Below are 12,088 nucleotides of genomic sequence, written 5' to 3'. Positions count from 1 at the left end.
GTTTGAATAAGTGCAGTTATGGTTCTCTTTATGCTTACTGTGTCACCTTGAACACTCAGTTTCTTGGTCGTGACACTCTTTCTACCAACAGTCATATATTCTACGTATGCACTAAATAGTTAAGCAGAAATTCCACCTATGCTCGATCTGATTATTGATCATTAATCATGGCAATTTTTGCTATTGATTTACTATTTATCTGGACTAAAGTTTTATTATTGTCGATTTGTATGGTTTAAATTACTAACTATTTAGTTAATTATAGTGGTATGTTTTTATTTTGTTAAATGACTCCATTGTGTTTTTTGTGAATTTTTATTCTTGATTATTTATAACGTCAAGGCCTAAGTCATAACTGGTAGTGCTTATAAACAAGGGGTTTTAGAGGGTATTGGCAACAGGTTTGACCAACCGATGATATAACCTAATTGCATATTTATTTTCATAAGCTGCTTGATATTTGTTCGAAATCGACTTTTTATACTATGTTTGTTGCTTTTCTGTGAATTTTTTGCCAAATTGATGACCTTATAAATTGCCAGAACGGTGTACCCAATTTTATCTAAATTGATTGGGTGGACAGGCTGGCTTGAATGGATTCACTTTTCAGACAGGGCAGAAAACTGCCAAAGCAGTAGAGGTCTGGTAATGTCACTTTTAGAAGTTAAAAATCTTCGAATCGAATACCCATCACGCCACGGTGTGCATGCAGCAGTTAAATCTCTATCGTTCAACATCGAACGAGGAGAAATTGTGGGCGTTGTGGGTGAGTCTGGTGCTGGTAAATCGACAGTCGGTAATGCCGTCATTGATTTGCTGAGCCCACCTGGTCGCATCGCGAGTGGTGATGTTTACTTGGACGGTGAGCTGATCTCAGGCTTATCGGCAGAAGAAATGCGCCAGGTTCGAGGCTCAAAAATTGGATTTATCTTTCAGGATCCAATGACCTCACTTAACCCGCTTTTTACTGTCGAACAGCAGTTGAAAGAAACCATTCATGCCAACATGAAGGTGACGGATGAAGAAGCGTATCAGCGCGCTCTATCTCTGATGCAGCAAGTGGGTATCCCTCAACCGGAAAACCGTCTCAAGCAGTTCCCACACCAATTCTCTGGCGGTATGCGTCAACGCGTGGTGATTGCGATTGCACTGGCTGGTGAGCCGGATCTGATCATTGCCGATGAACCGACGACGGCACTGGATGTATCCATTCAGGATCAAATCCTGAGTTTGATTCGAGAATTGTGTATTAAGAACAACGTGGGTTGTATGTTGGTAACGCACGATATGGGCGTGGTTTCTAACGTAACAGATCGTGTAGCGGTAATGTACCGAGGCGACTTGGTTGAATTTGGTAACACTGCCAAAGTTCTTGGGGATCCGGATCATCCATATACTCGCAGTCTGATTTCTGCGGTACCGCGTTCCGATGTAAAACTCGATCGCTTCCCACTCGTGAGCTATATAGAAGAAGCGCACGAAATGGAACCATTGGATGTGAAGAATCACTGGTTAGGTCAAAGTCAGGATCACCGTGATTACACCGGCTCATTATTGACCGTTGAGAACGTCAATCTTCGCTTTACCACCAAGGATTCATTGTTTGAAAGCCGCCGTGAGTATGTGCAGGCATCGAATAATGTCAGCTTTGAAGTCTTCGAAGGGGAAACCTTTGGCTTGGTAGGCGAATCGGGTTCGGGTAAGTCAACCATTGCACGTGTGATTGCGGGTTTGTATCAGCCAAACTCGGGCAAGGTGACATTCGAGGGCATTGACCTCACGTCTTTGAAGTCAGAGAAAGAGCGTCGCCCTCTACGCCGTCAAATGCAGATGGTGTTTCAGAACCCATACACCTCAATGAACCCGCGGATGAAGATCTTCGATATCATCGCTGAGCCAATTCGTTTCCACAAGCTTACTAGCAATGAAAACGAAACGCGCCAGATCGTGCACGATCTTCTTGATCACGTTGGTCTGGGCAAGATGGCGGGTGTGAAGTACCCACACGAATTCTCAGGTGGTCAGCGTCAGCGTATTTCGATTGCGCGTGCACTGGCAACCCGTCCACGTCTTCTGATTTGTGATGAACCGACATCAGCGCTCGATGTATCGGTACAGGCACAGATTCTGAACTTATTAAAAGATTTACAAGATGAGTTAAATCTAACCATGCTGTTTATCAGTCACGATTTACCCGTTATTCGCCAAATGTGTGATCGAGTGGGTGTGATGCAAATGGGCTCGCTACTGGAAGTGGCGCCGACCGAACAGCTCTTTAGATCACCTCAGCACGAATACAGTCAACAACTGATTTCATTAATGCCTGAATTTACAGGCTTAAGAGAAGAAGTAAAAACGGCGTAAGTCGTAGACATTACCCGATATTTGGGTGACAAAAACAGAAGCAAATACAACAACTAGGGATGAATCCCGCATAAGGAGTTATGCAATGAAAACCATGAAAAGCAAACTAGCAGTGGCTTTAATGGCAGCTGGCTTAAGCTTTAGCGCAGCAGCGGCAGATATCACAGTGGCTTATGATGCTGACCCAGTGTCTCTGGATCCACATGAGCAGCTATCTGGCGGTACACTGCAAATGTCTCACATGGTGTTTGATCCACTAGTTCGTTACACACAAAAGTTAGATTTTGAACCTCGCCTAGCAGAGAAATGGGAACGTGTAGATGACACAACTTTCCGCTTCCAGCTTCGTAAAGGCGTGAAGTTCCACTCTGGTAACGAACTAACGGCTGATGATGTAGTTTGGACGTTTGACCGTCTGAAAGACTCTCCTGACTTTAAAGCGATCTTCGAACCATACGAGAAGATGGTAAAAGTAGACGACTACACAGTTGAGCTAGTATCGAAAGGTGCTTACCCGCTGGTTCTACAGACCGCAACGTACATCTTCCCAATGGACAGCAAGTTCTACTCTGGTAAGACCGAAGATGGTAAAGACAAAGCGGAAGTGGTGAAGCACGGTAACTCGTTCGCTTCAACTAACGTATCTGGTACTGGTCCATTTATCGTCACTCAGCGTGAGCAAGGCGTAAAAGTGACGTTCGAGCGCTTTGGCGATTACTGGGACAAAGACACGGGTAACGTAGACAAGCTAACGTTAGTGCCAATCAAAGAAGACGCAACACGTGTTGCAGCACTTCTTTCTGGTGACGTCGATATGATTGCACCGGTTGCACCAAACGATCACAAACGTGTGAAAGGTGCGAAGAACGTAGACCTAGTAACACTACCTGGTACTCGTATCATCACATTCCAAATGAACCAAAGCAGCAACGAAGCACTGAAAGACGTTCGTGTTCGTCAGGCGATTGTTCACGCGATCAACAACGAAGGCATCGTGAAGAAGATCATGAAAGGCTTCGCAACGGTTGCGGGTCAGCAAGGTCCTGAAGGCTACGCTGGCTACGAAGCGGATCTCGTGCCACGTTACGACCTGAAGAAAGCGAAAGAGCTAATGAAGGAAGCGGGTTACGAAAACGGCTTCACGCTAACAATGATGGCGCCAAACAACCGTTATGTAAACGACGCGAAAATTGCTCAGGCTGCGGCGGCAATGCTGTCTAAGATCGGTATCAAAGTAGATCTGAAGACTATGCCTAAAGCGCAATACTGGCCAGAGTTCGATAAGTGTGCGGCTGACATGCTGATGATCGGTTGGCACTCAGATACAGAAGATTCTGCGAACTTCTCTGAGTTCCTAACGATGACGCGTGACGAAACAACAGGTAAAGGCCAGTACAACTGTGGTCATTACTCTAACGCTGAAGTTGATAAGCTGGTTAACGCATCTAACGTAGAGACGGATCCAGCGAAGCGTGCAGAAATGCTACAGAAAGTAGAAGCAACGCTGTACAACGAAGCGGCGTTTGTTCCTCTACACTGGCAGAACCTTGCTTGGGGTGCAAAATCTAACGTTGATATCGCGCCAATCGTGAACGCGATGAACTTCCCTTACTTCGGTGACTTGGTGGTGAAATAACCCCTCACAGAATTAAGTAGGAATATTGGCACCCTTTTCGGGTGCCAAAACTTAATTTTTTGGTGCTTAGCTTTGTTTCAGTCGGGTTAGGTGCCATTTTTAAGACTGAAAATGCGACCGGAGTACTTCTGGTTTAGCAGACTGAAATCTACGGAAAGTTAAAGGGGCAAGGAATGTTTTCGTTTCTGGTCAAGCGCCTGTTTCAGGCACTGATAGTGATGTTTGTGATCAGTTTGGTGGCGTTTGCCATTCAGGACAATCTGGGTGACCCATTGCGTGAGCTTGTTGGTCAGTCGGTTTCTGAAGCGGAGCGTCAAGCTCTGCGTGATGAGCTCGGCCTTAACGATCCCTTCATTACTAAATACACTCGCTTTGTTGGCGCTGCGCTGCAAGGTGATTTAGGTACTTCTTATTTCTTCAAGCGCCCTGCGGTTGAAGTGATTCTTGATAAGCTGGTTGCGACACTAGAGCTAGTGTTTGGCGCCACAGTTATCATCATCGTTTGTTCGATACCCCTCGGCGTTTACTCCGCGATTCACCCGAAAAGTATATTTACCAAAGTGGTGATGGCGTTCAGTAGTGTCGGGATTTCCATACCGGTCTTTTTGACCGCGATTATGCTGATGTATGTCTTCTCAATTGAGCTTGGCTGGTTGCCGTCCTATGGGCGGGGAGAAACCGCCAATGTGCTCGGCTGGGAATCCGGCTACTTTACTCTTGATGGCTTAGCGCATTTGATTCTGCCGTGTATTGCACTGGCGTCTATCATGCTGCCGCTTTTCATCCGTCTGGTGCGTTCAGAAATGCTGGAAGTGCTGAGCTCTGAGTACATCAAATTTGGTAAGGCGAAAGGCCTAGCGCTGAACAAGATCTACTACCAGCACGCACTGAAAAACACCATGCTGCCTGTTCTAACTGTTGGTGGTGTGCAAATTGGTACTATGGTGGCCTACACCATCCTGACTGAAACGGTTTTCCAATGGCCAGGTACTGGTTTCCTTTTCCTTGAAGCAATCAACCGTGTGGATACACCGCTGATCACCGCTTACGTTATTTTCGTTGGCCTGATTTTCGTTGTGACCAATACCATCGTCGACTTGCTATACGGCATTATCAACCCGACCGTTAACCTGACAGGCAAAGGAGCATAACCATGAGTCAAACAGCAACTGCTCCGTCTCATTTGGAGCGTTTTAAACAATCGGATTTCCTCTACTATTTCAAACGCGACAAAGTGGCAATGGCCAGCTTTACCGTGTTCATGTTATTCCTAGTGATGGCGATTGCCGCACCAATACTGTCACCGACAGACCCGTATGATCTGGCGTCTATTGATATCATGGACTCAGAGTTGCCACCATCTTGGATGGAAGACGGCGACGAGCGTTTTGTTTTGGGTACTGACGAACAGGGGCGTGATATTCTATCGACCATTCTGTACGGCTCACGTCTGTCACTGACCATCGGTTTTCTGGCGGTTGGACTACAGTTAGTGTTGGGTATCGTCATCGGCTTGTCTGCGGGCTACTTTGGTGGTCGTGTAGATAGCTTCCTAATGCGTTTTGCCGATGTACAGCTTTCGTTCTCTACCATGATGGTTGCCATCATCGTATCGGCCATCTTCAAAGCCAGCTTTGGCAGTGACTTTTACAGTCAATATGCCGTTGTGATGCTAGTGGTGATCATTGGTGTCGCAGAATGGCCGCAATACGCGCGGACAATTCGTGCCTCGGTACTGGCTGAGAAGAAAAAAGAATACGTGGAAGCGGCACGTGTGATGGGCTTTAAAGCACCACGCATCATGTTCCGCCACATTCTGCCGAACTGTTTGTCGCCTATCTTGGTGATCTCGACGGTTCAGGTGGCAAATGCCATCATGTCTGAAGCGGCACTTTCTTTCCTTGGCTTAGGTCTTCCGGTCGACCAGCCATCATTGGGTGCTCTGATCAGCATTGGCTTTAACTACATCTTCTCCGGTGCATGGTGGATTACTGCTTTCCCAGGTGTGGTTTTGGTGACATTAGTACTGGTTATCAATCTTTTGGGTGACTGGTTGCGAGATGTATTTAACCCGAAAATTTACAAAGGGTGATCCAAGCCTAAGATTTGATTATAAATATCTCACTACACTAAGAGCCGTAACATGTTACGGCTCTTTTTTTGCATCGACATTTTCTCAACAGTAAGCCGTCAATAATGTCACTATATCGATCACGATATGGACATCGAATTAAAGGTTTGAATTAAGAGTATGGGAATGAGAATGGCCGTTAAATCTAAGCGACCTTTAGTAACACTCATGAGCCTCGCAATATTGGCTTTGCCGATGTTGTCAGCTCCGACATATGCTGAAGAATTTTTGTGTGATGCAACTCAGGCGTCTAGCGACACCTTACCTGTGCTGGATGCTGCTTGCCCGATAGGCAAAGGGATGTGGGGAAAACAGAAGCCAAAAGGTCAGGCGTCTTATTTCTGGATCCAGTGTGGTGTGTACGGCAAACCGCTGGCTTTGCCTGAAGCGAAGAAAATCTATCAACACATCAATTCGGATGTATGGGCGAAACCGGAAGGCAAAGCCTACCGCTGTCTGATTGGTCCATACACAGACTTTGCTGAAGCAAAACAAGACCTGGCTAAAGTGAAGAAGCTGCCAGAGTATAAAGAGGCCTTCGTCCGCGAAGTGGTGAAAGGAGCGCCGACGGCAAAAGCCGCACCAATGACTAAGCCTACAACCAAGCCTAAACCTCAGCCAGCGCCTAGAGTGGCACAACAGCAGACAACGGTGATACCGGCACCAAGCCGACCTGAACCTAAGGTGGTGCCAAAAGCAGAGCCTAAGCAAAAGCAGGATAAAAGCGTGTCGATTCGTCAACACACCACCATCAATGGGGTCGAGTACAAGGTGCCATACGCTCTGTTTGGCAACGACCAGTTCTATATGGAACATGAATTGCCATGGAATCGCATGGACTATGAAATGGCCTATAAGACCTGTTACCGAATGGGAATGCGTCTGGCAACAGCAAAAGAGTGGCAATCTTTGTTGGATGCGAAGGTGATGTCACGAGACAAGTGGCCAATGCACTTACCGTACTGGGGCGCAGAGCGTACTGGACTGTTTTATAGCGGTAAGGTCAATCAGTTGAAAGGCACATCGCTGTTGAATGTCATGTGCGTGAAGTAATCGAAAAACCAGTGGCTCTGCTACTGGTTTTTTTCTTCAGCTTCTTTGAGTAAGTCGAGGTACTTTTTCTCAACAAAGTCTTTCTCTTTGGTAATGTGGTGCAGCTGCTGTTGCACCGCTTCCAGCTGAGCTTTGACTTCTCCGACGTCACCTTTCTCTGCGGCTTTTTTCTTGTAGGTGTCTATGATGCCAAGCAGTTGTTGCCGTTCATGCTGGTATTCTTTCTCTAGCTTATTAAAACCGCCAGCCTCACTGATCTGGACATATTCCTGCTCCAACTGTTCAAACTGTTTCTCTAGCTGCTCTTTCTCCTGTTGCAGGCTTTCGACGGTATCTGATTGTTTAAGAAGTTTATTTTTAGCGGTTCTTAATCCCTTGATGCTGCGGCTGAGGTCGCCTTTGAGCTTTTTGATCAACTGATGCGATTTGCTCAACTTCTGGTTGAGCTCTTCAATCGATTCCTGATCTTGAGCGCTTAACCCCCCGTCATTAGCGGATTTTATTTGTGATACCTGCGCTTCCAACGCCTGCTGGATAATAATGAGGTCATTGAGAGTGTCGCTGTTCTCAGCGGTGTAATTCAGCGCACTATCGACGGATTGCTGGCACAGTTCGTAGGTATTGCGGTCCATATTTTTGCCATGAACGACCTCTCGAGCGAAGTGGCGAAACTCGCGAAGTATCAACAATAGAATCACAAACCATACCAACAAAATGAATAACCCCATGTCGACCGCCAGGGCAATGAGATTTTCTGTGGTGAGAAGAGGCGCTAAATCCATGAACTCATTCCATGTTTTTTGAATCCTAATAGAGTGTAAGTTTAGTTGTCATAACAAATTGTGCCTATAATTTAGACAGCCCCCAGCAAGAGTAGAATGCGATTTGTGAAGATTCTGATTGTCGATGACAGTAAAGCCACATTAGAAATCGTCAGGCGAGCCTTAGAAAATTTCGGCTACCGCCGCTTGTCTATTCAGAAAACCGACAGTGCACTTGATGCTCTTGAACAGGTTAAACAATGGCAGCCAGAAATCGTCCTCACCGACTGGTACATGCCAGACATGACGGGGCTGACCTTAATTGAGGAAATCAAAAAGCTCGAACTGGGCGTCAAGATGGGCATGATTACTACGGTTGACGATCAACTGCAGATTAATCAAGCCAAAGCGGCTGGCGCGAGTTTTGTTTTGTCCAAGCCCTTTGATGACAAAGAGCTGCACCGCAAACTCTTACCATTAGTGCAAGGAGCTGAAGAGAGCGAAAGGGCGCTGGAAAACATCAACGATGTGCAGAAAGAGCTCGCTCTGCCTAAGTTATCTCAGCTGGAAAAGCTGATGAAACGTGAAATCAGCGATCGCCTAGTGCTGAACAATATCCGCCAGCAATCCTTTGATGAGAGTAAAATTCCGTGCCTGCTTGCAGTGTACGAGGATGGCGAAACGCAAAGGCCGCGCGCAGTGGCTATTCTCGACATCTATGCGATTTGTGTATTCTCGCGCAGCAATTCCGCAATCAGTAAGCAAGACCTGCAAAGAGCAATTCATAGCAAGCTGGTGAGCAAAGACATTCTCGATACCTGCCAGCGAGTGCTCGATAAGTCTTCTCTTGCGTTTCTCGACAGTAATTCACGCAAAAGCCTGCGACTGAAAAATGTCAGTTTTATCCCATCCGCGTTTGAAAAGCTCGAAGCTTTGTACAGTAAAGAAGCTGACAAGAGGGTCGACTTCTCCTGTCAGCTGGAAGATATGGCGCAGGGTAAAGTGACCCTGATTGGCTTTTAGTTTATGAGTCAGTGTTGAGTTGGGTGGTTGATATAAACTGGGTTGGAGTAGAACCACAAGTCCTTCCACGCCATGGTAGCAATGTCTGATTGGTCTTTTTGAAGATCAGAGATTGGATTACCTTGAGCATCCACGTATTTATCGGTGCCTTTCGGAGTATTTGAGCCACGTAAGCGCAGGTAATAAGGTTTCTCTTGTGCTGGAACGGTAAAGCTCAGTGATACTGTGTTTCCTTCTCTTGACCAGCTTTCGGTTCCGCTTTCGAAGCTCTGAATGACTTTGGCCAGATCTGTGTATGGCTGGTTATACATTTCATCACCGGGTAGTAATACCTGATTGGTAATGGTGCCTACAATGACATCGACGAACTCGACGTTAACCGCGTCACCATTATTATTCGTTTCTGGCATAGTAAATTGAATATTTACTGTGGCTGGCTGAGTGTGATCGATCGCTTGAACTTCGCCCATCTCAGCTTTGCGGCCGTTTTGGGTTACATGGAAATCGAGTTGTGTAATCAGATCACCATGTGTCGCAAAAGATTTGCCGCTTTTTATTGCATTGATAATGCCTTGAGGTGACTCTTCAGTCAGGTACAAGTGCGTTTTGCTGTACTCACCAGGCCAAAAATCTTTCAGCATGCTGTGAAAGTCACTTCCGACGAAAATCGAAAACTTATGACCTTCTGACAACAAAGCATCCCAGACGCCGCCAACTTTTGCTGTCATATAATCGAAGCCTCCATAGGTTGTTCCATGGTAGGCTTTATATTCCTTGCCTTGGATATCGGTCATCATGATTGGTAGGGTCATTTCATAAGAGCCGCGAGCAGCTGGATTACGCTGATGTCCAGGCGCGCCTTCCATGCCTGCAAACACATTCGGTCCGGTTGCCAACATCTCGCGGATAATCTCAATACGATACTCGTGCTTGCGCGATGGGTGGTTTAGGGTAAAGAAGCTATTGGTTGGATGGTTTTGTTGTAGGTAAGCCACGCCATCCAGCATGTTTTGCTTGTCTGCTCCTCCCTCTGATTGGTCGCTTGGGTTGCCCTTGAAGTATTGGTTATGGAAACTATTGAGCTCAGCGGAGGTATGATAGCCTTCATCGATAAACAGCGTGGTGTGCTCATCTACGTACGGTGCAGTCCATTCCATCCCTTTTAATAGCAGTTTATCGCTAGCCAGCTCTTGTTGACGATAATTGTTCAGATGCTCCAGCATTATATTGGAGTTAAAGGCGTACTCGCGTTCGTGTTTGGCGTGTTCAAAGTTGTCTTTGGCATAGTCGTGGTTGTGTGGCTCTTGTTGATTGTTCCAATCTACGATAAACGAACCTTGCCGCGCCATTCGCCACATATTATCTGATGAGATTTCAAAGCTCTTAAAGCCTCCGTGATCGGTGGAAATCAGGTAGTCCATACCGTATTTGTTATAGCCGATGTCCAGCACGGAGGTAATCAAGTTATGGCCATCTGATGCCGTCGAGTGAATGCGCATGTCACCCGTCACCCAGCGTCCAGTTGGTGTCGTTTCAGTCTTAGCTGTTTCATCTTCACAGCCGGAAAGTAGGGCCAAGAGCAAAAGGAGGGCTGTGTTGTGTTTGTTGATTTTCATAGGAAGAAATTGCTAGCAGATCGTCAAAAGCCGCAGAGTCTATTGTCTGAATATGAAAGTTAGGTTGCGAATACATTTCAACGCTCAGACTCATTATGAATCATCCTAAACAGCGTACTGCCCAACGATAGGATAGGGTGGATGTACAGTAATTAATTATTGGTGCGGGTTATGGTGTGACGAAGTGGTTTTTTTAATGGTGATGTTTTATTTGATGTAAACATTTTTATCTATTTGTTAAATAAAATGTTTTTAATATTATCCTTGGAAGCTTTTGTGCATCTCAATGTGATTTTTCTGCTTTTACCTCAATTATTGATAACCCGTTTAATTCGGCCTTACTTTTTGTAGTAAAACAAAATGCATAAGGTATGATACGCATATTGTTTTTTGCTGATAATACTAACAAGTCATGGATGTACGTAACGCTGACATGGAAGCGATGTGCCATGTATTCAAACGCTATGTTGAGTACATGGGAGTCGATCAGACGGTGTCTTTCTCTCGAGTGGATACACAACTTGAGCAAGTAAAAACCGTGTCGACTAACTATTCATGGCATCTGGCTTATTGGGGCGACGAGCTGTATAAAAACCTCCATTCGCGTCTCAAGCCGGGCATTAACCTGTGGAACAGTCAAGGGGCCCACAATTTCCGTGAGTCAGCGAAAGCGAGCCATAACCGCGTCGATATCGTGACCAATCAGGGCTCACAGTACGACATCCTCTCCATCTCTTTGCCAATCACGCCGTTACCTTGCGATGTGGTCAGTCAGGCGATTGCGTTCCGTCCTAAGGTCAATCACCTTGCGCTTGAATGCTGGAGTGATAAAGAGATACAAATCTCTATTGATAGCTTGTCAGCCGCCAATTCAGTTCAGTCGAATTATGACGAAGAGAAACCTTATGTGTTCGGCAATCTGACGCTGACACACGATGAGCTCACCAGTGTGCGTTACTTTCTTGAGATGAAAACCTTTCAAGAGGTGGCTCTGCTTCGAGGTTGCCAAGAGGCGGAAGAAGCGCGGCGACTCTATATCATCAAATGCAAACTGGGCTGTGAACCTCAGCCTGATTCGGTCTTCTTTAGAAAACTGGTGGAACATGGAGTGACAGTCGCATGTCTGGACAGTTTCATCACGTATCGCTAACGGTCAGCGATTTAGTCGCCAGCCAAAATTTCTATGCATTGTTTGGTTACCAGCTTGAACGAAGTTATCGGGATGAGCAGGTCACCATTCATATGTTGGAAAACCAAGGCTCGAGAATCGAGCTTTTTCATTTTTATGGGGACGTTTCAGCCCCAGTTTCTGAATCATTGATCGCGTTAAAAAGAGTGGGCATCACCCATTTCGCTTTACGTGTGAATGATCTTGAAGCCTTTCATAGAAAATTATCGGAAGTCACCAACATCACTACTATTTACAACGCTAGGCTAGGTAGTTTCCGTTACTTTTTCTGTTCAGACCCCGATGGAAATCAATTAGAACTTATAGAGGAGTAAA

At 45.9% G+C, this 12,088-nt stretch carries 10 protein-coding genes; 8 read left to right on the top strand and 2 right to left on the bottom strand.

The features are described 5' to 3' along the window. Positions 1-648 precede the first annotated feature (648 nt). From FIU99_RS16080 to FIU99_RS16060, 5 genes are all read left to right on the top strand, one after another. On the top strand, positions 649-2,364 hold the full coding sequence (locus FIU99_RS16080) for an ABC transporter ATP-binding protein (RefSeq protein ID WP_039951204.1): 1,716 nt from the start codon (positions 649-651) through the stop codon (positions 2,362-2,364). Between the two features lie 85 nt (positions 2,365-2,449). After that, positions 2,450-4,000, top strand: a complete 1,551-nt coding sequence (locus FIU99_RS16075) for an ABC transporter substrate-binding protein (RefSeq protein ID WP_006957608.1) — start codon at positions 2,450-2,452, stop codon at positions 3,998-4,000. Between the two features lie 173 nt (positions 4,001-4,173). Continuing rightward, on the top strand, positions 4,174-5,151 hold the full coding sequence (locus FIU99_RS16070; RefSeq protein WP_006957610.1) for an ABC transporter permease: 978 nt from the start codon (positions 4,174-4,176) through the stop codon (positions 5,149-5,151). Positions 5,152-5,153: 2 nt separating this feature from the next. Continuing rightward, on the top strand, positions 5,154-6,092 hold the full coding sequence (locus tag FIU99_RS16065; RefSeq protein ID WP_006957612.1) for an ABC transporter permease: 939 nt from the start codon (positions 5,154-5,156) through the stop codon (positions 6,090-6,092). 171 nt (positions 6,093-6,263) lie between these two features. Then, positions 6,264-7,184 (top strand): SPOR domain-containing protein, encoded by a 921-nt coding sequence (locus FIU99_RS16060; RefSeq protein ID WP_080555899.1) that lies wholly within the window; start codon positions 6,264-6,266, stop codon positions 7,182-7,184. 20 nt (positions 7,185-7,204) lie between these two features. On the opposite strand, the gene FIU99_RS16055 is transcribed toward FIU99_RS16060, so the two are convergent. After that, positions 7,205-7,966 (bottom strand): hypothetical protein, encoded by a 762-nt coding sequence (locus tag FIU99_RS16055; protein WP_006957615.1) that lies wholly within the window; start codon positions 7,964-7,966, stop codon positions 7,205-7,207. A 105-nt stretch (positions 7,967-8,071) separates the two neighbouring features. Here FIU99_RS16055 and FIU99_RS16050 point away from each other — a divergent pair, with 105 nt between their 5' ends. After that, positions 8,072-8,968: a response regulator gene (locus FIU99_RS16050; RefSeq protein WP_029236299.1), complete on the top strand. Its 897-nt coding sequence runs from the start codon at positions 8,072-8,074 to the stop codon at positions 8,966-8,968. A gap of 8 nt (positions 8,969-8,976) precedes the next feature. Here the strand turns inward: FIU99_RS16050 and FIU99_RS16045 are convergent, their stop codons facing one another. After that, positions 8,977-10,584, bottom strand: a complete 1,608-nt coding sequence (locus FIU99_RS16045; RefSeq protein ID WP_152472373.1) for a hypothetical protein — start codon at positions 10,582-10,584, stop codon at positions 8,977-8,979. Between the two features lie 412 nt (positions 10,585-10,996). On the opposite strand from FIU99_RS16045, the gene FIU99_RS16040 reads away from it, so the two are divergent. Together FIU99_RS16040 and FIU99_RS16035 are read left to right on the top strand one after the other, a co-directional pair. After that, complete coding sequence (locus tag FIU99_RS16040) at positions 10,997-11,734, top strand: hypothetical protein (RefSeq protein WP_006957618.1); 738 nt, start codon at positions 10,997-10,999, stop codon at positions 11,732-11,734. Next, entirely contained in the window at positions 11,704-12,087 is a 384-nt protein-coding gene (locus tag FIU99_RS16035; RefSeq protein ID WP_039951208.1) for a VOC family protein, read from the top strand. Before FIU99_RS16040 ends, FIU99_RS16035 begins: the two co-directional genes overlap by 31 nt. Position 12,088 lies beyond the last annotated feature (1 nt).

Origin of the sequence: Vibrio sp. THAF64, from assembly GCF_009363455.1 — a bacterium.
In the GTDB taxonomy this organism is placed as follows: domain Bacteria; phylum Pseudomonadota; class Gammaproteobacteria; order Enterobacterales; family Vibrionaceae; genus Vibrio; species Vibrio coralliilyticus.
The sequence above is the reverse complement of the archived record's forward strand: the minus strand, read 5'-3'. Positions and strand labels throughout refer to the sequence as shown.

Bases quoted from the DNA above. Each gene is read 5' to 3' on its own strand.
- FIU99_RS16080 (WP_039951204.1), top strand. From the start codon at position 649: ATGTCACTTTTAGAAGTTAAAAATCTTCGAATCGAATACCCATCACGC.
- FIU99_RS16075 (WP_006957608.1), top strand. From the start codon at position 2,450: ATGAAAACCATGAAAAGCAAACTAGCAGTGGCTTTAATGGCAGCTGGC.
- FIU99_RS16070 (WP_006957610.1), top strand. From the start codon at position 4,174: ATGTTTTCGTTTCTGGTCAAGCGCCTGTTTCAGGCACTGATAGTGATG.
- FIU99_RS16065 (WP_006957612.1), top strand. From the start codon at position 5,154: ATGAGTCAAACAGCAACTGCTCCGTCTCATTTGGAGCGTTTTAAACAA.
- FIU99_RS16060 (WP_080555899.1), top strand. From the start codon at position 6,264: ATGGCCGTTAAATCTAAGCGACCTTTAGTAACACTCATGAGCCTCGCA.
- FIU99_RS16055 (WP_006957615.1), bottom strand. From the start codon at position 7,966: ATGGATTTAGCGCCTCTTCTCACCACAGAAAATCTCATTGCCCTGGCG.
- FIU99_RS16045 (WP_152472373.1), bottom strand. From the start codon at position 10,584: ATGAAAATCAACAAACACAACACAGCCCTCCTTTTGCTCTTGGCCCTA.
- FIU99_RS16040 (WP_006957618.1), top strand. From the start codon at position 10,997: ATGGATGTACGTAACGCTGACATGGAAGCGATGTGCCATGTATTCAAA.
- FIU99_RS16035 (WP_039951208.1), top strand. From the start codon at position 11,704: ATGTCTGGACAGTTTCATCACGTATCGCTAACGGTCAGCGATTTAGTC.